The sequence below is a fragment of the Halomonas sp. Ps84H-12 genome (assembly GCF_024124725.1).
GTDB classification, from domain to species: Bacteria; Pseudomonadota; Gammaproteobacteria; order Pseudomonadales; family Halomonadaceae; genus Vreelandella; species Vreelandella aquamarina.
Genome location: NZ_JAMXSJ010000041.1, coordinates 1 through 22,090 on the forward strand (window position 1 = coordinate 1; position 22,090 = coordinate 22,090).

General features: G+C 55.5%; 15 protein-coding genes, 1 tRNA gene and 1 pseudogene. 5 read left to right on the forward strand and 12 right to left on the reverse strand.

What is annotated here, in order from left to right; genetic code table 11:
- Positions 1–227: pseudogene (locus tag NH344_RS15895) on the forward strand (hypothetical protein); the annotation flags it as partial.
- 94 nt (positions 228–321) lie between these two features.
- On the opposite strand, the gene NH344_RS18390 reads toward NH344_RS15895, so the two are convergent.
- Positions 322–651 (reverse strand): GGDEF domain-containing protein, encoded by a 330-nt coding sequence (locus NH344_RS18390; protein WP_172416754.1) that lies wholly within the window; start codon positions 649–651, stop codon positions 322–324.
- Positions 652–943: 292 nt separating this feature from the next.
- On the opposite strand from NH344_RS18390, the gene NH344_RS15900 reads away from it, so the two are divergent.
- Positions 944–1,270, forward strand: coding sequence for a type II toxin-antitoxin system RelE/ParE family toxin (locus tag NH344_RS15900; protein ID WP_197931398.1), 327 nt, complete (start codon positions 944–946; stop codon positions 1,268–1,270).
- On the forward strand, positions 1,267–1,551 hold the full coding sequence (nadS, locus tag NH344_RS15905; protein ID WP_044629530.1) for a NadS family protein: 285 nt from the start codon (positions 1,267–1,269) through the stop codon (positions 1,549–1,551). The genes NH344_RS15900 and nadS overlap by 4 nt, the downstream gene beginning before the upstream one ends.
- Before the next feature lie 129 nt (positions 1,552–1,680).
- Here nadS and NH344_RS15910 read toward each other — a convergent pair whose 3' ends face one another.
- The 6 genes from NH344_RS15910 to NH344_RS15935 form a co-directional block, all read right to left on the reverse strand.
- A complete protein-coding gene (locus NH344_RS15910; protein WP_253028125.1) occupies positions 1,681–4,776 on the reverse strand; it encodes a DEAD/DEAH box helicase family protein in 3,096 nt (1,031 codons plus the stop codon).
- 102 nt (positions 4,777–4,878) lie between these two features.
- Complete coding sequence (locus tag NH344_RS15915) at positions 4,879–6,492, reverse strand: RNA-binding domain-containing protein (RefSeq protein ID WP_253028126.1); 1,614 nt, start codon at positions 6,490–6,492, stop codon at positions 4,879–4,881.
- A gap of 70 nt (positions 6,493–6,562) precedes the next feature.
- A complete protein-coding gene (locus NH344_RS15920) occupies positions 6,563–8,530 on the reverse strand; it encodes a site-specific DNA-methyltransferase (RefSeq protein ID WP_253028127.1) in 1,968 nt (655 codons plus the stop codon).
- A 10-nt stretch (positions 8,531–8,540) separates the two neighbouring features.
- Positions 8,541–9,329, reverse strand: a complete 789-nt coding sequence (locus NH344_RS15925) for a DUF4391 domain-containing protein (RefSeq protein ID WP_253028128.1) — start codon at positions 9,327–9,329, stop codon at positions 8,541–8,543.
- Positions 9,326–12,589: a helicase-related protein gene (locus NH344_RS15930; protein WP_253028129.1), complete on the reverse strand. Its 3,264-nt coding sequence runs from the start codon at positions 12,587–12,589 to the stop codon at positions 9,326–9,328. Before NH344_RS15930 ends, NH344_RS15925 begins: the two co-directional genes overlap by 4 nt.
- Positions 12,590–12,787: 198 nt before the next feature.
- Positions 12,788–12,864, reverse strand: a tRNA-Ile gene (locus NH344_RS15935).
- A gap of 140 nt (positions 12,865–13,004) precedes the next feature.
- Here NH344_RS15935 and NH344_RS15940 point away from each other — a divergent pair.
- Positions 13,005–13,580: a hypothetical protein gene (locus NH344_RS15940; protein ID WP_253028130.1), complete on the forward strand. Its 576-nt coding sequence runs from the start codon at positions 13,005–13,007 to the stop codon at positions 13,578–13,580.
- Between the two features lie 26 nt (positions 13,581–13,606).
- Here the strand turns inward: NH344_RS15940 and NH344_RS15945 are convergent, their stop codons facing one another.
- From NH344_RS15945 to NH344_RS15965, 5 genes are all read right to left on the reverse strand, one after another.
- Positions 13,607–15,382, reverse strand: coding sequence for an ABC transporter ATP-binding protein (locus tag NH344_RS15945; RefSeq protein WP_253028133.1), 1,776 nt, complete (start codon positions 15,380–15,382; stop codon positions 13,607–13,609).
- 107 nt (positions 15,383–15,489) lie between these two features.
- Positions 15,490–16,290: an ABC transporter ATP-binding protein gene (locus NH344_RS15950; RefSeq protein WP_137094795.1), complete on the reverse strand. Its 801-nt coding sequence runs from the start codon at positions 16,288–16,290 to the stop codon at positions 15,490–15,492.
- Complete coding sequence (locus NH344_RS15955) at positions 16,287–17,417, reverse strand: iron ABC transporter permease (protein WP_137094797.1); 1,131 nt, start codon at positions 17,415–17,417, stop codon at positions 16,287–16,289. Before NH344_RS15955 ends, NH344_RS15950 begins: the two co-directional genes overlap by 4 nt.
- A gap of 26 nt (positions 17,418–17,443) precedes the next feature.
- The gene (locus NH344_RS15960; RefSeq protein ID WP_137094799.1) at positions 17,444–18,412 is read right to left on the reverse strand and encodes an iron ABC transporter permease; all 969 of its coding nucleotides are present in this window, start codon (positions 18,410–18,412) and stop codon (positions 17,444–17,446) included.
- A 56-nt stretch (positions 18,413–18,468) separates the two neighbouring features.
- Entirely contained in the window at positions 18,469–19,404 is a 936-nt protein-coding gene (locus tag NH344_RS15965; protein WP_253028131.1) for an ABC transporter substrate-binding protein, read from the reverse strand.
- A gap of 289 nt (positions 19,405–19,693) precedes the next feature.
- Between NH344_RS15965 and NH344_RS15970 the strand changes: the two genes are divergently transcribed.
- Positions 19,694–21,826 carry a TonB-dependent receptor gene (locus NH344_RS15970; protein WP_253028132.1) on the forward strand — a complete coding sequence of 711 codons (2,133 nt, stop codon included), beginning with the start codon at positions 19,694–19,696 and terminating at the stop codon, positions 21,824–21,826.
- Positions 21,827–22,090 lie beyond the last annotated feature (264 nt).

Below are 22,090 nucleotides of genomic sequence, written 5' to 3' on the forward strand. Positions count from 1 at the left end.
CCGGCGTGGCTGGTGAGGGTGCGGCGACTGGCGCGGAACTTTATGTTGGGCATGGCACTGTCTGGGTGAATGGCGATAATGGCTATATTGCCATGCAGGTCAGTGGGTTAGAAGTGCTTCCGGGGGCGGTCTCACGGATTCAGGCACTATCTAACAACACCAAAGTAAATTTGCGCATTGATGCTATATTTTGGCAGCCAGAGCGAGAAAAACAGTTTCATCGCTAACTGATTAAAAGATTAAAGCAGTCATAGACAGTGCTTTTAAGTGCCTAAGTTGGATGAAAGTAACTAATTATCAGCTTGGTAAAGTAATTTTCGGTTAGCCATCGGCATCTCCTTCAACCTTATTACGTCCACTTTGCTTTGCCTGATAGCTGGCCATATCGGCACGACTAAGAATGTCGTCGATTGTCTTATCACCTTGATGGAAATGACTCACTCCAATACTAGCGGTGACTTGCCATTGGCGTCCTTGCGCCTCAATCGAGCTTTCCGCAATGCTTACACGCAGAGACTCGGCAATGGTGAGCGCACGTGCTGGAGTACAGCCAGGCAACAATACGGCAAATTCATCCCCTCCTTGTCGAGCGGCATAATCCCCTACTGTGAAGCAATATTTAGAAGAAGCATCTAGAAATGGTGGGCCCAGTAGGACTTGAACCTACGACCAAGGGATTATGAATGCAACAAAACAAACTTTTGGATCGCACCCGCAATGCGTAAACAAAGTCTTTTCAATGAGTTAGGGTTTTCCATGGTTTACATTACTCACATGGTTTTCACCCTGTTAGCAGCCAAATGGCAACCGCATGACAACCAGCTGGCAACCAAATCACTGCCAGCCACGGCAAAATATAGGGTCGATAATTGATAACTCAAAATGTACTATGTACACTAAAATACGCACTGGCTGAAAGAAGTCCCCTAACATGAGTCATGCGATTGAATTTATCGAAACTCCGACGTTCACACGCCAGATCCAGGCCATTGCGACAGACGATGAATTAAAGGAACTGCAGCGCACCCTGATTGCTCAACCCGACAAAGGTGACCTGATCCAGGGCACGGGTGGCCTGCGTAAAATACGCATGACGCTGGGCAACCAAGGTAAGAGCGGCGGTGCAAGGGTTATCTACTTTTTGGCAACGGCAGAAAGAGTTTATCTGATACTGGCATACCCAAAGAGCGTCAAAGATAACTTAACGCCCGCTGAAAAGGCCACACTGAAAACACTGACCCACCAATTGAAGGGGGAGGTTTCCAAATGAGCATTTTTGACGAACTGCAAACATCGCTGCAGGAAGCAGTTGAGATCAAACAAGGCAAAACGCAAGCCAGCCGCATCACACGCCATGAAGTGGCTGATGTGAAAGCTATTCGCACCAAGTTACACGTCTCGCAAGCCGAGTTTGCCGAGGCGATGGGCACCAGTGTAGACACCATCAAAAGCTGGGAAACCAAACGCCGTAACCCTACAGGGTTAGCCGCTAAGGTACTGGCGACGATTCAGAATGACCCTGCGTTTTTTGAAGAGCTGGCTTCGCACTAAAGCAATATCGACCATAAGCAAGCATCATATGGGCGAGCTCAAGGAGCTTTATATTGTCGGTAGCTGCCGAACACGCAGATCCACATCAACTGTCAAGTATGACTTGACAGTTGATCGCCCTCGAGCAGCTTACGGACCTACCACATCCATCAGCTTGGCGTAGTCTGTTACCACGTCGTACTTCACTTTATCACCGGTGACCTGCTGACTGATCTCGGCGAAGAACTTGCGAGCACATTCAATCTTGGTTTTTTCGATCTCGCGTAGTTTCATGGACGACATTGAGCCCTTGGTTTCAGCGACAAAGTAGATGTGTTTGACGTTACCTTCTCGGAATGAAATAGCCCAGTCTGGGTTGTAGTCGCCCACCGGGGTAGGAATCAGGAAGCCACGTGGCAACTTGGCATAAACCACCACCTCAGTGCTGGTATCGAGCTCTTTGACAAAGCGACGCTCAACGTCAGAATCAGTAATGGCGTAATCGTAGACATGATTCTTCAGCTTCTGCGTAGCACGTGAGAAATCCTGCCCTGTTTGGCTAGCCATGAAGATATCCACATCATACCGCTCATCCACTTCATCATAAGCCAAGCGCTCGATGACCATGGCGGCTTTCTGCTCAGTGATCAACCGAGAAGCCTCGGCAATGAAATGCTCCGGATTTTGCTGGAACTGCTTAAACACCGCCTCCTTGATGCCTTGCAGTACGCGAGCAGTCGTCTGACGGGTCAACTGTGCATTGGCTGCCACTTTACCCAATAAGTCATAGCGAACCAGCGAGTGGATAGAGTTACCATATTCCGTGGCCGTTTCCTCAACCTTGAAGCCTTCACCTTTTCTCAGTTGCTCGTCAGTCAGTCCATCCTGCTGTATGCCTTTCTGCACAGTATATTGCAGCGGCGTCACGCGCAGCGCCTGGTTCAGGGACGCAATACACTTTTGAACCAGCTCATCCGAGTCGAATTCGACACGGTACACCGCTTTGCGGTTGATACGCTGCCATAGCGCCTGGAATTCTTTTTTGTCGAAGTTAGCGTTGAGGGGGTTGGTTTTGGGTTTACGGCCATCCTCGATCTTCGGCAGTTGAGCATCGCTGAACACACTGTCGATCAAGTCAAACACCTGATCGGCATAAGGCTTCAGGTCATCCGGTAGATCGGCCAAGGTACCCTGCTTTTTGGCATTGTGATAATCATCCGTGATTTGGTCATCATTATCGGTATAGTCGTTCTTTACCAGGTAACGGTAAATCTGTTTGGCCATAGCGGCCGTCACATCTATCGGGCCTTCTTCGGTGAGTAACTGCTTACCAGTAAAGTAGGCTTCTGTTGCCTGGCGCGGCCGAGCACTCAACGTATCACCAATCTCCTGCTGAAGCCCTGCTACGAAGTCTTTATAGCTTTCACTGGCAATCACGGTCAGTACGTTGATGTCATGTACGATGGCCGGGGTATCCATGCGGTCACCGTGCTGATCCACCGACAAACGTAACCCACGCCCCACTTCCTGACGTCGAGAAATAGTATTGTCACTGTGCTTGAGCATGCACATGACAAAGACGTTGGGGTTATCCCAGCCCTCGCGCAGGGCCGAGTGGGAGAAGATAAATCGCGTCGGCTCATGGAAGGACAGTAAGCGTTCCTTATCCTTCAAAATCAGGTCGTAGGCATCCACATCGTCAGAGTCAACTGAGCGCGCCCCGACAGCCGGATCTTTCAGGCGGTTGGTCTTCTTGTCGATGGAGAAGTAGCCGTTGTGCGTGCTCGCCGCGTCGATACCGTCCAGATACTGCCGGTAGGCTTCATTATCGATGGCCAGCTCAGATAAATATTCATTCTTTAGCAGCTGATACTCTTCTTCGAAGATACGGGCGTACTCGCCCTTCTCATCCGACTGGTCATAGTCGCGGTACTTGGCCACCTCGTCGATAAAGAACAGCGACAGTACCTTGATGCCCTGGGCAAACAACTGCTTTTCCCGATCCAGGTGGGCCTTGATGGTTTCACGGATCTGGATACGCCGGATGTCTCGCTCGGACATATCGCCGTTGGCTTCACCGGCTTGCAAAACCTGCCCGTTGGTGAACTCTACGGTATCGTTAGTGGCATCGATCTGGCTAATAGTGAAGCCGTCACGGTATTGGTCCAGCTCGCCGGACTCGGCAAACAGGTCATCGCGAAACTGCAGGCGGCGTAGCTGACGCTTGATCACACCCGACTTGAGTTTCACCTCCAGCTCGATACGAGCAACGGGCGCCTTTCTGGAAATATCGATGCCTTCCAGATACAGATAAGCATTTGTTCCAGCCAACCCCCGCGTCTGAATACCACGCACGGCGATCTTTTTGACCAGTTTCTGGTTGTAGGCATCCAGCGCATCCAGGCGGTGAATACGGTTGTGCTGGGTTCGGTGTGTGGCCGAATAACGCAGGATCATCAGCGGCTTGAACTGGGGCAAGGCTTCCATCGTGGCCTTACCTTCCATCTTCTGCGGTTCATCCAGAATCAGAATCGGCCGGTTGGCGGCGATCACATCTATCGGCTTGCGAGACTGAAAGTCATCCAGCTCGTCGTAGATTCGGCGGTTGTCCTTGCCCCGCGCGTTGAAGGCCTGGATGTTCATCACCATGACGTTGATACCGGCATCTGATGAAAAGCTTTCCAGCTCGTGCAGTCGCTTGGAGTTATAGATGAAGAAGCGCGCCTTCTTGCCATAACTCTCGGTAAAGTGATCTGCGGTGATCTGAAGGGACTTGTATACACCTTCACGGATGGCAATGGACGGCACCATGATGATGAACTTGCTCCAGCCATAGCGTTTGTTCATCTCGAAAATTGTCTTGATGTAGCAGTAGGTTTTGCCAGTGCCGGTCTCCATCTCCACGTCCAGATGGATGCGTGTCGCTGCCAGAGCATCCTTTTTGTAGGCCGCCTTGACGGGCACCCGGTTACCCTTTTTGTCGTAGGTAGTGAATTCGGTCAACGACTCAGCAACCGGCAAGTTCTGCCGACGTTGAACAGCCTGGATATTCTCCAATACCTTAGCTTCGCTGATGGCCAGGTCAGCGTTCTTGAAGCCTTCGTTATCAAAGGCGCTGGCTTGCGAACGTTGGCCTGGGTCAATCCGGTAAGTGAGGCCATCATGCATGGGTTGATGGACGAAACAGTCCACCACGGAATCCACGGCATGGGTCTGGTAGGCCTGGGTTTTAAACTTCAGCTTCATGGCAATCCTTTCTGCAGTCTTTCTGCATTCCTTTCTGCAATGTACGTATATTTATGGCTTGCAGAAAGAAGTAAGCGTTTGTTTAGTAAGTATTTATCGAATTTAAGCGTTGCTTTTTCTTTCTGCAAGCTGCCAAATTGGATGCCCTCTGGAGCCTGAATTATGAATGCGCCCGCGCCGCCTCAGTTTGGTGACCAGGTTGCTGATTTTTGTGCGCTTCTGCTCAGGAGACAGGCCGTCACTGAGTTTGTCCATTAACAGCTTGTCGATTTCCGAGCGGGTAGCGTGCCCGAACTTCTCAAGGTAATCGATCAACAGCTTCGCGTAGAACTCGTCGTCCTGGGCGCGTGTGCGTATGTAATCCACTTTGTCTGACGTGGCCTTTGCCACTTTTGCGGACACATATAAATTGGGCTTTCTTCCTTCGATCAAGCCAGCGCGGCGAAGACGTGTGATCGCTTCATCAGGCAATGGCAGCTTTTTCTGCACACGGTCCAGGGCCAGGATGTCGGCTAAAGGTAGGTCGGTTTTCTGGATTAGCAGGCGGCTGTAGGCCGGGTCCACAACGCCCCCATAGATGGTCAATCGCACTGCACTAGCTTCACTCAGGTCGTAGTCCGGCATAGGAAAGTATCGCTTGGCCTGGCGGGCATACATATCGTGGATGCCAAAGCCCATGGTGTCGATCATGTTCAACTCGGCCATAGCCTGGGCCAGGAAGGGGTTGCGATACTTTCGGGGTACCCGGTTTCCTTCAAGATAGTCGCCTGGTTGACCCTCAAAAAACATGCCCTCGTTCTCGAATACCAAGCGGTCCGGCTGTTCAATAACAATAACCCGACCATTCCGTGTGTAGTCCTGGTGCGCAATGCAGTTATGCAAGGATTCCAGCACGATCTTCTGATCGTATTTGGCCACTTCTATAGGCAGTAGTTCGTCCTGTGGTAGCAGGCGCAGCTGAATATTACGGATGCGACGATAAAGCCAGGAAGTGCTCAACAAGAAAGGAGGGGAGAAATGCTCGTAAGCCCGCTCGGGACCTTCCAGCTTCCAGGTCATCTGGGCAGGGTGTGGAGAAAGCTTCCATGTGGACTCTGGCTTGCCTAAAAGTAATAGCGTCGTGCGGGTAATTGTTCCGTTCTGAGTGACTCGGGCACGATCCAGGAATGTGGAGAGCGGCCACGCTTCCACCTCTTCGGCCGCGAAACGGTTGGCGTACTTTTTTGCGAAGGCTTTTCGAGCCCTCTGCAGTGCAGCTTCATCCAGGTCCTCAAACGTTGCGCTTGACACTGGCTGGGCTGTCCAGTCTTCGGCAATAGTTTGCTGGCGGATTTCATCTTGTTTGGCGAAGCCCAATGGCACGAGGCTTTCACCCGCTCGGGAGTAATAATGGCCTTTCCAAGCAATTGGTATGCCGCGCGGGGCAGCCGGAATTTCAAACAGTACCACCCGACCGGCGGTGTCTTCCAATACATGAATGTTACGGAAGGTCACGCTCGGTTCCGTGCTTTGGGCAATTTGATGCTTTAGCCCATTCAGGCGATCAGCTTCTTCTCTGTAGTGAGTGCCTGAAATCGCACGTGTTTTGTTATTAACGCCAAAAACCAGCCAAGCGCTTTCCTGCCCTGAGAGGTTGGCTTCATTGCTCAAAGCCGAGAAGTACTCACCAATCCTATCGGTCTTGTAGTTCTCGTCGGCCTGCTTGAACTCCACCACCTCGTTTTCCCAGGTGCCGATCAGGGTATTAAGCAGCGTTTTGAGAGCTAGCTGGTCCATACTGCGATCCTCAGAGGCTTCTGACTTCAGTGCTGGGCGACAGCTGACGGAAGATCTGCTCGACGTTGATCTTCACCGCATCGGAGACAAAGCCATTGTCACGGAACACCACCCGCAGTGGTTCATGCTTGGCCAGTTCCTTGACCAGTTCTTCGGTAATATCAGTATCGAAGCAGGCGACCAGGGCATTGTCATCGACGAAGAACACCGTCTTGCCATGCAAGGATTCGCGGCGAATCGGCAGGGTCAGATCCACACCCCAGTCCACCAGCACCTGGAACAATAGGTCTTCCGGCGTGCGGTCCGGTTTGACGTTGTCCACGGCTTCCAACAAGTCGCCTTGGGACAGCTGATCGGGGCGGTAGTAGATTTCCTTCATATTAGAAGTGTCTACTTTGAGTACGCGAAAACCCACGTCACGATTCCAGTTAGAGTGGAAGTCACCTTCAAGGATCCTTCGGCCAGCGCGACGAATACGTTCTTTGCTAATCGCAGCTATTGTGTCGTATCCAAGTTTAAATGCTTCAGATTCAGGATCACATTTCTCAGGAATTTGAACCATTAAAAATTTCCGAGAACTCCCATCAACAGCGTTCGCGTTAATCACGGCGTGAGCAGTGGATGCAGAGCCTGCGAAAAAGTCTAAAACTATATCCTTTTCTGCGACCCCCGCAACACCTATCAGAAACTCCAACAACTTCACGGGCTTTGCAAAGTCGAAGGGAATATTCAAGGACTTCAGCTCCGCAGAGCTTTGCCTATTCTCGAAACTCTGTACTAAATTTGATGGTACAGACCCTTTCTCCTGTTGATCTAATAGCCATAGCTTGTTGTAAAGGTTGTATTTGCTCTGCGCCCCGTTCTGATCAACTAAAGCGGAGCGAGAGGTTTCTTTGAAAATTATATTTCCAGCCTCCAACTCCTTCTTGTATCGATCATATGTCCATTTCCAAACCCCGTCTTCTGAAGTCGGTTTTACTTTGACACCTTCACGAATATCTTTAGGAAAATTTACTCCAGGAGGTATTACAAAACTTCCGTCCGGACACTCTATGTAATATCGTTGATTAGGACGGTGGTCGAGGCTAGCTTTGTATATACGCTCCTCACCATATAGCTCGCCATCTCTCGACCCACCCTCTTGGCGCTTATTGTAAAATCGCGAGATCTGCTCAGGGGTTAAAGGAACCCTAAAGTATTTGGTGTCCTCTATGGATCGGGCATACGTGAGAATGTAGTCAATGTTAGGGGTATAAAACCGACCCTTGGCGCCCCCGGACTTCATTACCCTTGAGAAGGTAACAATATAATTTTCCTGACCCAAGACTTCGTCACATACTTTTTTTAGGTTATGAAGCTCAGCGTCTCCGATTGATATAAAGATGATGCCGTCTTGGCATAATAAGTTTTTAGCCAGCTTGATCCTTGGGTAGATCATTGATAGCCAATCAGAATGAAATCTCCCATTGGTTTCAGGGTTGGCAACGAGTCGCTGCCCGCCGCTGCCCCTCTGTGCAGAGCGGATCAGAAAGTCGCCCTCGGACTCTGTGAAGTCGTCATCGTAGATGAAATCGTTTCCCGTATTATACGGGGGGTCGATATATATCATCTTGATTTTTCCCAGATAGGTCTCTTGAATTAGTTTTAGAGACTCTAAATTATCGCCTTCGACGAACAAGTTTTCGGTAGAATCAAAGTTTTCGCTTTCTTCAATAGACGGCCGAAGCGTTCCTAAGATCGGTGTATTCGCCAGCGCCAACGCCTCCCGTTTACCCGGCCAATCCAGTCGATAACGCTCTTGTGGACCTTCCACAATCGAATCACTCAGTTCCTGGCGAAGCTGATCAAAATCTACCGCCAGGCGTGTTTTCCCCGTCGCCTCATCCTTAGCTTCGGTCACACAGCCGGGGAACAGCTCACGAATCTTGGCAATATTTTCCTGGCTCAGATCCGGGCTGTGCATTTTCAGTTTTTCCATCGTATTGCTCTCAATTTCTCTGTGAAGCAGTCTGCTGTTGCATCAGCCGCTGCAGTTCCTGTTTGGCATCGCGCAGCTCGGCATTTATGGCTACGCGCTTGTTGAATTGTTTCTCGCGGCCTAGCCGCGTTCTGATCCGTTCGACTTGTTTCTGCTGGCTGACGATGGCCTCGGCAAGCTCAATATGCTGTTCCAGTGTCAACCGCTTGGGCTGTGTGGCGGGCGCTCCCGCGGTGTAGCCTACTGCCGCAACGTCGTGGACTTGTGAGGGAGGTGTGCGCAGATCCTCTGTAGCGCTGGCCACCCTGCCCTGAACTAACGGGCTGAGTAATTGCTCGTAAAGCCCTGCCATATCCAGTGCCACTGGGAGCGGCGGACGCGGAGAACTCTCCAGCTGCCAATCTGTTTCGAAATAGCTGCTCAGCACCCAATGGCTAATGTCCGCAGTGCTTCCGGGATTCTGTGCGGGCCTTTTGTAGGCTGCTACCAGCTTTACACGGCCGCTCTGTACCAGCTCAAAGATCAGCGGAAAAGGAATGGCGCGGTCGATGGCCTTGAGTACCTCGTGATCCAGACTGGCACCCTTGAGGCTAATGCGAAACACCTGAATTTCTGCCACCGCTGGCGTGGCTGGCAGATTGACCGTTTCCGGGGCCAGTTTGTAGGCCCAATTGATCTGCTCCACCTGCTGGACAAAGCGTTCCTTAAGGGCTGCACTGACGGCAGCATGCTCGTATATCTTGCTCTTGGGCACCACTCGGCCAAAGGCCGCCTGTTTCGGCCAGGCATAGAGGGTCATGCGGTGCTGCCCTCGATGACCAGAAACGCAATCAGCTCAAAATCATCCAGCCCCTGTATGGTGGTGGTCAGTGCCGTGGTGCGACCGCCACCAAACAGACTGTCGATGTCCTTTTCTTCCTTCACCTCGATCATGCTGCGAATGGCCTGGCTGAGCAGGTCGGAGTAGGGCTGCATATTGCGCCCATCTTGGGTGCGCTCGTTGAACAGCTGGCACAGGGCGCGGATGGGTTCATCCTTGCCCTTGCAACTACTGCGGACCAAGTCGAGCAGGCGCTTGACCTCGGTATGGTCGGCAATCACTTCACCGTCGTTCCCGATATACACCAGGTAATAGGGGTGCAGACGGTTCTGCTGGTTGACGTTGACGCTGTCGTGGATGTTTTTCAGGGCGAAAATAACGCCAGGCAGTAGGCCGACGTCTGGTTGCGCTGGAACGATGGCGTGCATGCCGAAAGGCACGTTATCCAGCTCGCCGTTGGCTTTCACATAGTTCAGCAGATCCATACGGAAGTCGTTCAGACCCAGATCGGTGATCGAGATGCCAGCTTTGACGTCTTCCAGCTCGATGACTTCATTTTGCAGGCGCTTGAGCTGCTCCTTGCGATAGGCAATATCACTGGATTTGGCGGTGAGCACGTTGTCATCACCGGTGGCAGTGACATCGGCGATCACCATGCGATTTTCTACCCGCTCCTTGAGGTTGATGTATTCATCCAGGCTGATATCCGGCCAGTAGTTGACCAGCTGGATTTGCTGGTTGGGTGAACCGATACGGTCGATGCGGCCGAAACGCTGGATGATGCGCACCGGATTCCAGTGAATGTCGTAGTTGATCAGGTAGTCGCAGTCCTGCAGGTTCTGGCCTTCGGAGATACAGTCGGTGCCAATCAGGATATCCAGCTCGCCGGGTTCATCCGGCAAGACGACGGCCTTTTCCTTGGAGCGTGGCGAGAACAGGGTCAGCAGACTCTGAAAGTCGTAGCCTTTTCGCAGGGTCGACTTGGGTGCGTCAGAGCCAGTCACCTTGCCGACATGCAGTCCGCGCTTCAAGGCCATCGGCGCAAGGTTGTCATACAAGTAATCGGCCGTATCGGCAAAGGCAGTGAAGATCAGCACCTTGCGATTGCCGGGGTTCAGCGGTTGGTCAATCTTGTCGTTGATCAGTTTGAGCAGGTGTTGCAGCTTGGTGTCATCCGCTGGAGCTACCTTGCGCATGGACTCCAACAGGTTGTCGATCAAGGCCAGGTCTGCTGCCAGGTCGTGACGCCAGGAGGGCAGGTCCATATCCGCCAGGCTGATCTGAACTTTTTTACCTACGGTAAATTCGTCCAGACCCGAGAAGCTCTCGTCGTCATCAAAGGCGTCGATATCATCCAGGTAGTCTCCCACTTGACCGGCTTTGCCGCTGGACTCGAAGGCGTCGATTGCTTCCAGTGTACGAGTAATGTTGCCGCTGAGCGACGCCAGTGTCAGGCGGAAAGCGGCCACGGAGCTTTCCAGACGTTTGAGCAGGTTGGTGGTCATCAGGGCCTGCAGGCTGCGCTCACGGTCGGCCTGGCGCAGCTTGCCTTTGCCACCTTCTACCTGGGTATCGTACAGCTCTTCGTACTTGCGCAACCGGCTGGGCAGGATGTAACTGATGGGGGCGTAGACTGAGAGCTTGAGCACCGATAACTGGCTGAAAATCTCGTTGAGGTCAGCCACATCCTGACGTTCAGTAATCGGGCAGTGGAACGACAGCGGCTTGCGGCGCTCGGGGAAGTGACCAATGTCGGTGGTGTCGTAAAAGGTCTGGATATGCTTGCGCGAGCGGGCAATGGTGACCGAGTCCAGCAGCTCGAAGAAGTCGAAGTCCAGGGCTTTGAGGATGGACGCTGCGGTGCGCTGCTCCGGGGGCAAGTCCGACCAGGCGTTGAAGGCCTTCTGTGCCCGGCGGAAAATCTCTTCCACACTGGTGTTGGTTTTCAGATGCTTGCCCAGGGCATCGGACTCACCCTCGTAGGCCAGCGCCAACTGGTTGCGCAGATCGACAAAGCGGTTGTTGACCGGCGTGGCAGACAGCATCAGCACCTTGGTCTTCACCCCGGCGCGGATAACCTTGTTCATCAGCTTCTGGTAACGGGTTTCACGGTCCTTGTAGACGTCGTTGTTGCGAAAGTTGTGAGACTCGTCGATTACCACCAGGTCATAGTTACCCCAATTGACCCGGTTCAAGGGCATGCCGAAGGACTCGCCCGAGGTGCGGGACAGATCCGTGTGGCAGAGCACGTCATAGTTGAAGCGGTCTTTGGCGAAAATATTGGTGGTCAGGTTGCTGTTGTAGTTGCGCCAGTTGTCCGCCAGTTTCTTCGGGCACAGCACCAGGACTGACTTGTTGCGCAGCTCGTAATACTTGACCACGGCCAGGGCAGTGAAGGTTTTGCCGAGGCCTACGCTATCGGCCAGGATGCAGCCGTTATAGGTTTCCAGCTTGTTGATGATGCCGGTGGCTGCGTCCTTCTGGTAGTTGAACAACTTGTTCCACACCAGGGTATCGCGATAGCCGGTCAGCTCATTCGGCAGCACGTCTTCGTCAACATCTTCCAAGAAATCCCGGAAGATGTTGTAGAGCATGATGAAGTAGATACGCTCGGGGGAGTTTTCCTGATAGACCGATTCGATGTGGTCGCAAATTGCAGCGGTAACGTCCTCTACCTTGTCAGGATCGTTCCAGATCTGGTCGAACAGCTGCAGGTACATCTGCGCATGGGCTGGCTCATCCATGCGATTGACGAAGTTCGAGACCGCATTGCCTTGCTGGTAACCAAGATCTACAGCAGTGAAGCCGTTGACCGGCATATAGGCAGTCGCTTGCTCCCGTCCTGCAACATGCACAAAGGGCTGCATGGGGGCCTTGGTCTTGTTGGACCGGAACCGGGCCTTTTGACGTATCCATTGCGCGCATTCACGGGCGACTGCCCGCTGGGTGAGCTTGTTGCGAAGCTGAATCTCAAATTCTGTGCCATATAGCCCGCTCTCGCGCTGGGACTTCGGGATGAAGAACTCCCGGCGCTCTTTTTTCAAGCGGTCAGTCACTTCGTTGGGTACGAAGGTGGGAGCCGTGAAGATGAACTGCAGGCTGTCGACGCCGGAAAGCTCTTTCTTCAGCGCTTCGAAGGCGTAGATAGAGAAGCAGGAGGCGGCAATCTTCAGCCTGGCACCTGGGGTGACGGTCGCTTTGAGGTCGTCGCCCAAGAGGCGGTTGATGTTGTCGATCATTTCCACTGTCTTCACCGTATGGGGCGATTTCGAGACATTGGCGACTATTCGTCACGCCCATCACTAACGCACTAAATATTCATTGCCGTTAGACAGTAATAAAAATGAGAGAAGATATAAATAGAAGGGAGCTAAAACATGGCAAAAGGAGCCAGAAATCAATAAATCGCTATCGAGGAAAAGCAGAACCTTTAGAAATGGTGGGCCCAGTAGGACTTGAACCTACGACCAAGGGATTATGAGTCCCCTGCTCTAACCAACTGAGCTATAGGCCCGAAAAGCGTGCATATAATAGCGAATGTAGGGGGGCGAGGCTACCCCTTGGTGCGCTATCTTAACGGCGTGATCGGCATTTTTTTCGGCACTAATGACCGGCGCTGGGGTCTGATGGTGAATGCTTCTATGGAGAATCGCTTTGAAAGCTTTGATGGCTCTTTTCCCGCTGCTGTTAGCGCTGCCGGTGCAGGCGGATTGGCAGCTTGATCCTGGCCAATCCCAGGTGCAGGCATCGATTACCCAACTGGATGGCGAGGCCCCGCAAACTCATCACCATCAGGTGAATAACTTGCAGGGCGATATTGCTGCCGATGGCACCCTGCGTCTGCCGCTGCGCTTGAGCCAAACCGATCTGCTCAGTCGCTTTGGAGAGCTGCCGCCATGGGTGGGCTTGCTGGCGAATACCACGCTGGTGACGCTGGTGGCGCAAATGCCGCCGGAGCGGTTAGACGGCTTGGATATTGGCGAGTCGATGGTGGAAACCCTCACCTTTCGGGTGCAAACCGACCTGATTAACCAAGAAGAGGCGGTGCCGCTGCGCTTTACCCGCGAGGGGTTGAACGAGGTGCGCGTGACTCACGCCGAACCCATGGCGTTGGATGGCAACGCGCTGATGGCTAACAGCACGGTGCGCACCGTGCTGTCGATGCTGGGCTACCAGCAGATCGATGAGCATGTGCCCGTCACGCTAAATGCGCTGCTGGTGAACCGCTAACGCTTGGCTTAGCCACTGATGAGCGCCTAGTGGCTAAGCGCTTCAACGTCGCCTGTCTGGGCGGCCCCGGTTTGTACCCGCCACTGGGCGGCATAATGGCCGTCCGCCGCTAACAGGCTGGCGTGGGTGCCGCGCTCCGCCACTTGGCCTTTCTCGATCACCACGATCTCATCGGCGTGCACGATGGTGGAGAGCCGATGGGCAATCATAATCACCGTGCGGCCGTGGGCAATGCGTTTTAGCGAGCGCTGAATGGCCGCTTCGGTTTCGTTATCCACCGCGCTGGTGGCTTCATCCAGCACCAGAATCGGCGGGTCTTTTAACAGCGCCCGCGCCAGTGAAAGCCGCTGGCGTTGGCCGCCAGAAAGTCGCACGCCCCGCTCCCCCACCGGCGTATCCAGCCCTTGGGGCAGCGTTTCGATAAAGCTCCAGGCTTCGGCGGTTTTGGCGGCGTCGATAATCGCGGCATCGTCGGCCTCCGGCTGGCCGTAGGCGATGTTGTCGCGAATGCTGCCTTCAAACAGATACACATCCTGGCTGACTAAGCCAATCGCTTGGCGAAGTGAGTGCATACTTACGTCGGTGATCGGCTGGCCATCTACCAACACACGGCCACTGGCAGGGTCGTAAAAACGCAGCAGCAGTTTGATCAGCGTTGATTTACCGGAGCCGGTGGCCCCCACTAGCGCCAGCGTATTGCCAGCGGGAACGTGTAGATCAACGCCGTTCACGCCTACTTGGCTAGCCTCATATTGGAAACTCACCGCTTCGAAACGCACGTCGCCTTTTACCGGGGCAGCCAAGGGCGTGGTGCTGTCGTCCTTTACGGTAATCGGCACTTCGAGCAAATCCAGAATCCGTTTGGTGCTGGCCATGGCGCGCTCGAACAGGTCAATCACCTGGGCAAGGCCGGTGAGCGGCCACAGCAGGCGCTGGGTCAGAAACACCAGCACGCCGTAAGCGCCCACGTTGAGGCTGCCGTTCAGCGCCATCATGCCACCAACAGTAAAGGTGGCGAGAAAGCCCGCCAAAATCGCCATGCGGATAACCGGAATAAACGCAGAACTGACTTTAATCGCGCGGCGGTTGGCTTCTACATAGGCTTCGCTAGCATCCCGCAGCCGCTCGGCTTCCCGCGCTTCGCTGGTGAAGCTTTTGATCGTGGCGATGCCGCTGAGGTTGTTGGAGAGACGGCTGGCAAGGTCGCCCACTTTTTCGCGCACATCGCTGTACAGCGGCCCGGCTTTGCGTTGGAAGAAGAACGCGCCCCAAACGATCAGCGGAATGGGCGTGAATGCCAGCAGCGCGATGAGCGGAGAAAGCACGAAGAACACCGCTCCCACGGCTACCACCGTGACCACCACTTGAATCAGCGCATTGGCACCGCCATCTAGAAAGCGCTCTAGCTGGTTGACGTCGTCGTTCATGGTGGCCACTAGCTGGCCGGAGCTTTTCGACTCGAAAAACGCCATGTCGAGGCGCTGGGCGTGCTCGTAGGTGTCTTGGCGCATATCCGCCTGCAGCCGCTGGGCTAGGTTGCGCCAGAGAATCTGGAACAGGTACTCAAACAGCGACTCCCCCGCCCAAATAAAGAAGGTGAGCACCGCCAAAATGGTGATCTGCTCCTGAGGCGATTCAAACCCCAACCGCGCCACAAAGCTGTTTTCCTGGTTCACCACCACATCGATCGCCACGCCAATCAGAATTTCCGGGGCGATATCGAACAGCTTGTTGATGATCGAGCACATCGTGGCGGTGATAATCTGCCGCCGATAGCCTTTGGCGTAGCGCAGCAGGCGCATTAAGGCGTGAAAGCTTTGATTGACGGACGCTTTGTCAGCGCGGGTCGGGGAAGAAGCCACATCAATTCCTTTTACGTTGTTATCTAGGGTGGTTACCCGTCGACACGTTACGCGGGTTGGCTCGCCCGCCGCACGTTGGCAAGCAAAGGGCTGCCGGTATCGGGGTCGAGCAGCAGCGTGCACTCCACCTGATACAGCTCCCGCACCAGCGCAGGCGTCACCACCTCAGCGGGCGCGCCCTGGGCAACAATCTGCCCGTCGCGCATGGCAATCAGGTGGTCGGCGTAGCGGCAGGCGCTGGCGAGGTCGTGCAGCACCATCACCACGGTGCGGCCTTGGCAGGCCAGGTCGCGCACCAGCTCGAACACTTCGATTTGGTGGCCTAAGTCTAACGCGGAGGTGGGCTCGTCGAGTAGTAAAAGCGGCGTTTGCTGGGCGATGGTCATGGCGATCCAGGCGCGCTGGCGCTGGCCGCCGGAAAGCGCCTCCAGCGGCCGGTCGGCAAGCGCTTCCAACCCGGCAGCGGCAAGCGCATGGTGCACCACCTGTTGATCTTCCGCCGACCACTGGCGCAGCCAGCCTTGGTGGGGCTGACGGCCAAAGCGAATCAATTCGGTGACGGTCAGCCCTTCCGGAGCGACCGCCTCTTGGGGCAGTAGCGCCAGCTTGGTGGCAAGTTGGCGGGCGGGCATCCGCGCGATGTCGTGGCCGTTGAGCAGCACGGCACCGCAGTCGGGTTTATGCAGGCGGGCAAGCCCAGAGAGCAGCGTGGATTTACCACAGCCGTTGGGGCCAACAATGGCGGTTACCTGCCCGCTGGGCAAGCTAACGCCGAGTTCGTGAATCACTTGGCGCTGGCCGTAGCTCATGCTGAGCGCATCGGTGGAAAGCGTGGGTAATGAAGTCATGGGCGGCTCCGTTGCGGGCGCATTAGTATCCAGAGTAGCCAGGGGCCACCCACTACGGCGGTAACAATCCCCACGGGGATCTCGATGGGGGCAAACAGCGTGCGGCCCGCTAAATCGGCCAGCACCATCACCAGCGCCCCCGCCAGCGTAGCGGCTAAAATGGGCACATGGCGGGCGCTGGAGAGCGAACGGGCGATTTCAGGGCCAATCAGCGCCACCAAGCCCACCGGCCCTGCCACGGCAACCGCTAGCGCAGTGAGCACCACTGACAATAACAGCACCTGCAGCCGCCGCGCTTTCACCGCGGTGCCCAGGCCGCTGGCGGTCGCATCTTTAAAGCGCAGCAGCGTGAGCGAGCGGGCCAGCGCCAGCGCGGCCACCAGCCCAAGCGCCAAGCCAATACCCAATAGCTTTACCGCGCTTGCCGGGCGGGCATTGATGGAACCGACGGTCCAGGGGTAGGCGGCGTTGGCAGTATCAATCGCTACCCGCGCCAACATCAGCTGCGTGACTGCGCCAAAAACCGCGCCCACGCCAATGCCCGCCACAATAAAGCGGTAGCCCTGGGTGCCGCTGCCTGCGGCCAAGCCAAAAGTGAGCACGGCGGCGGTGGTCGCCCCCGCCAGCGCCATGGCGGGCGGGGCGATGCCTACGCCTAACCCAACAATCGAGGCCACCGCAAAGGCGGTGGCACCGTTATCGATGCCGATAATGCCGGGGGTCGCCAAGCGGTTACGGGCCAGGGTTTGCATTAATACCCCGGCCAGCGCAAACGCAGCCCCGGTGAAACAGGCGGCGATCAGGCGCGGCAAGCGTAGCTGCTGCACCATAAACGCGGTCATGCTATCGCCCTGCCCTATTAAGGAAGCCACCACCGCATTGGGGGAAAGCGTCACGCTGCCCAGGCTTAAATAGAGCACGCAGGCGGCCAGCAGCGCGGCGCTAAGCCCTATATTTACTGCCACGGCGCGTTTTTCCAGCAACACGCTCACCCCATAACGAGGCAGCGCGGCGCGCCAGTAGCCCTGCGGAGCCGCGACCGCTTGGGCACTCACCTCTTCTTGATAAGCGGTGGATGTGCGGGGCAGTACCACACCGCTCATCGACTGTTTTGCCGTCATTTTCATAGCATCAGATAACCAAAGAGAGTGCGTTAGAGCATCGGCAGGCGCTTGACCCGCACCACCGCAATCAGCACCGGCGCACCGCATAACGCGGTGAGTACGCCCAAGGGCAGCTCGGAGGGAGCAACGACGACACGGGAGATAATATCGGCGGTAAGCACGATCAGTGGGCCAATGGGCAGACAGAACCAGAGCGTGCGGCGAATATCCGGCCCGGCGATGGCCCGCGCCACAAAAGGCACCACCAGCCCCACAAACGCAATCGGCCCGGCAATAGCGGTGGCCGCGCCGACCAACAGCGCCACACAGCCCACCGCCAGCCAGCGAATCAGCCCAGGGTGGTGCCCTAAACCGCTGGCGGCCCGCTCCCCTAGCGCCAGCGCGGCCAGCGGCCGGGCAATCAATACAACGCCCACCCCTGCGACCAGCAGGCTGGGCAGTACGGCCCATAAATCGTCTAGCCGCCTACCGGCCAAGCTGCCCACCACCCAAAAGCGAATCTCATCGGCGGCACGCTGGTCGTAGAGCAACATCAGTGCACTAAGCGAACCAAGCAGCCCCGAAAACGCGGCCCCCGCTAACACTAAGCGCACCGGGTCATTCCCCACACCGCGCAGCCGCGCCACGCCGAGCACGCACACGCAGCCGATCAGCGCCCCTAACTGAGCCACGGGAATGCGTAAAGTGGCCGCGCTGGCCCCTAATACCAGCGCCAGGGAAACAGCAAACGCAGCGCCAGCGCTCACGCCCAACAAGCCCGGCTCGGCCAGCGGGTTGCGTGAAACCGCTTGCAACAGCGCCCCCGCTACGCCCAGCGCAACGCCAACGGCAATACCAATTAGCGTGCGAGGGGCGCGCAGCTCCCAGACGATAAAGCGCGCTTCCGCGTGATCACTACCGCTTAGCAGCCCCAGCACTTGGCGGGGGCCAACGCTGCCTGCGCCTATCAACAAACTAACGACGCTCACCGCCACAAGGGCGATGAGCAGAATCAGCATCCAGTGTCGGGATGAACAGCGCCACCTGGCGCTACTCCCTGCCTTGGTAAGTAGCATCACGGCAACAAGGCATTCTCGATGCCATCCAGAATCGCCTGGGCCGCCAGCGGGCCGTTGGCGCTGCTCCATAGCTGGCCGTTTACCGGCACCACTCGTTCGTTCTGTACCACGTTCAAGCGGTTGAAGGCGGGACTCTGTTTGGCGCTATCTAACGCGGCTTGGCCGTCATCATTTAGCGTGGCCAAAAACAGCCAGTCGCCGTCTACTTGAGAGAGGTTTTCTAGGCTTAATACGTCGCTGTGAACGCCCCGTTCACCGATCAGCTCGCCGCCTTGCACGTCAAGGCCGACGCGCTCTAACAGGCCGGTGGCAATCAGGTTTTCCGACATCACCATAGGGCCGCCGGGCATCCAACGCACCAGGTAGGCGTTGCTGCCCACGTCGGCGTCAGCCACCGCCGCTGCCATCGCGTCGACCCGCTGATCGACGGCGCTGATCGCTTCGTCAATGGCCTCTTCCTGGTTCAAAGCCTGGCCGAATAGGCGCGCTTCAGCTTCCCAGTTATCGGCCGCTAGCGGTTGCGTGTGGGGCACCACAGTGGGAGCAATTTGCGATAGCAGTTGGTACTGCTCCTCCGGAAGCTGTGCTGCGGCTAGAATCAGGTCCGGCTGCTGGGCCAGCACTGCTTCAATATTAATTTCCCGCACGACGCCCACAATTTCAGGGTGTTCGAGCTCGTTCGCACTGAGGTAGTCGGTCACGTACTCTGCCACGTTGTCGCCGCCACGGGTGGTTACCGCCCCTACCGGGGTCACGCCCGCCGCCAGCGCGGCATCCAGCGCACCTTCATATAGGGTGACTACACGCTCTGGGTGATCAACAACCTCAACGTTGCCGTAAGCCGTCTCCAGCGTGCGCGCTTGGGCGGTGCCCACCAGCAAGCCGCCCATTACCATCCCAAGTAAACCGCGCTGCAGTAACGTGTGTCGCATGTGAGCCTCTCCTGATTAACCGTTAATTCAATAGTAACGATTCTCAAAAACACTTGCACTCCTATTACATCGAATGCGGTGTTGCAGTTACTGCAACGTTAGGCTGCCCATATTAGCTAGCGGACTAACAACCTTTATAGGCAAGCGCTCCCCATCCGGCACTGTTCCATTAACAGCAACACCATGTTCGATCAAACCATCTCGCAAGTGGGAACTTTTCTTCTTAGAATCCGCAACTCATTTGATAATCAGTTTCATTAGCAAACAATACTCATATCAGGGGATCGCCATGCCACGCTTTACTCGCACCGCCCTAGCCAGTGCCATCGCGCTTAGCGTTACTGCCTCGGTGGCTAATGCGCAAGAATCAGCGCAACTGGATAACATTGTTGTCTCTGCCAGTGGGTTTGAGCAGGCAATGGTGGATGCTCCGGCGAGTATCTCGGTTATTTCCAGAGAAGAGCTTCAGCGCGAACGCATTACCAGCGTGGCTGATGCACTGCGTAATGTAGAAGGGGTAGATGTCGGCGGTTCGGTGGGCAAAACCGGCGGCAGCAATATCAGCATTCGCGGTATGCCCAGCGACTACACGCTAATCCTGATTGATGGCCGCCGCCAAAATGCGGCTGGAAGCGTCACGCCTAACGGTTTTGGCGAAACCTCGACCAGCTTCTTCCCGCCGGTTTCCAGCATTGAGCGTATTGAGGTGATTCGCGGGCCGATGTCCACCCTATACGGTTCAGATGCCATGGGCGGCGTGATCAACATTATTACCCGCCGAGTAGACCGCGAATGGGTTGGCTCGGTCGGCGTCGAGAGTACCTTTAATGAAGATCGTGACTTTGGCGACCGCCGTGAAATTAACCTCTACACCAGCGGCCCGCTGGTAGAGGACACGCTGGGCGTTCAACTGCGCGGGCGTTTTTATGAGCGTGACGCATCAGAGCTTGTCTACACCGACGCTAACGGCAACCCGGTTGAGGTGAGCCAGCGTGGCCCTAGCCCGGTAGAGGGCGATGTGTACAACCTGGGCGGCAAACTAACCTGGACGCCTAACGACAGCCACGACCTTTGGCTGGACGGGGAAGTGAACCGCCAGCGCTACAACAACGACGAGTGCCAACTCGGCACGTTGGACGGCCGTACCCGCAGCTGTGCGCCCAACCCTGGCGTGGCAAACGGCTATGCCGACGAGCTGCGTTTTGAGCGGGAACAGGTGGCTATCGGCCATACTGGACGCTTTGCCACAGGCACGCTGGAATCGAGCCTAATGCGTAACACCACGGAAACCACTGGCCGTACGATTCCCGGTGAAGAGGGTGTTGCCTATGAGGGCTTCCCCAGCATTATTGGCGGTGCCCCGCGTAAGCTGGAAACCACCAATACGGTACTGGATAGCAAGTTTATTATGCCGCTGGGTAACCACATGACCACCGTTGGCCTACAGTGGTGGGATGCTGAGTTGGATGATGGCTTGGCCAATGAGACTTTCGAGCAAACCACCTGGTCGCTCTTTGCGGAAGACGAGTGGATGCTGCGTGATGATCTCGCGCTGACGCTGGGCGGCCGCTACGACCATCACGATGCGTTTGGCAGCCAGTTCAGCCCCCGCAGCTATTTAGTCTGGAACACCACGCCGAACTGGACGCTAAAAGGCGGTGTGAGCCGTGGCTACAAGACCCCGACCCTGAATGACCTTCACTCGGGTATTAACGGGGTGACCGGCCAGGGCACGATCCTGACGATCGGCAACCCGGACCTTGAGCCGGAAACCAGCACCAGCAGCGAAATCGGCGCGCACTACGATAGTCAAACAGGCTTTACCGCCAGCGCGACGCTGTTCTACAACCAGTTCGACGATAAAATTGCCAGCGGCAACGATATCCTGATTGAAAACGACCCGCTTATCCCGGATGGCGTGTATAGCCAGGACGTGAATATCGATGAAGCGGTGACTCAGGGGGTCGAGCTCTCCACCAGCTATCAATTCACCCCCGATTGGCGCTTATCCGCTAATTACACCTACACCGATAGCGAGCAGAAAAGCGGCAATAATCGTGGCGAACCGCTGACCGATACGCCCGAACACGCACTGAACGCCACGCTGCGTTGGCAGGCGACACCGAAGCTAGATACTTGGCTCTCTGCCGAGTACCGCAGCGAGCGTTATCGCAACCGTGAACGTGTTAGGGGCGCGCCCTCCTTCGCTGACCTGGGGGATTTCAAAGCCTACTCGCTGTTTCACCTAGGCGGCAGTTACGCGTTTACCGACCAATTTAACGTCAGCGCCACCCTCTACAACTTATTTGATAAAGACTTTGTCGACTACCGCGCCTACGGCGATGGCACCAGCTTCGGCAACGTTTACGCCAACAGCGAAGAGGGTCGCCGCCTGTGGCTCTCTGCTCGCTATGAGTTCTAAACAGACGCCCATGTAGTTTCACTTACTGTTTCAATGCTCACTTGCTGCCCCGGCTACGCACCGGGGCTTTTTTATGTTTTTTGTGGATCGCCTCAGCAGTAGCTTCCCTCTATAGCGACAATTCATGGTTTTAATATATCCTGAATCCGTGAGACCGGCCCCCGGAAGCACTTCTAACCCACTGACCTGCATGGCAATATAGCCATTATCGCCATTCACCCAGACAGTGCCATGCCCAACATAAAGTTCCGCGCCAGTCGCCGC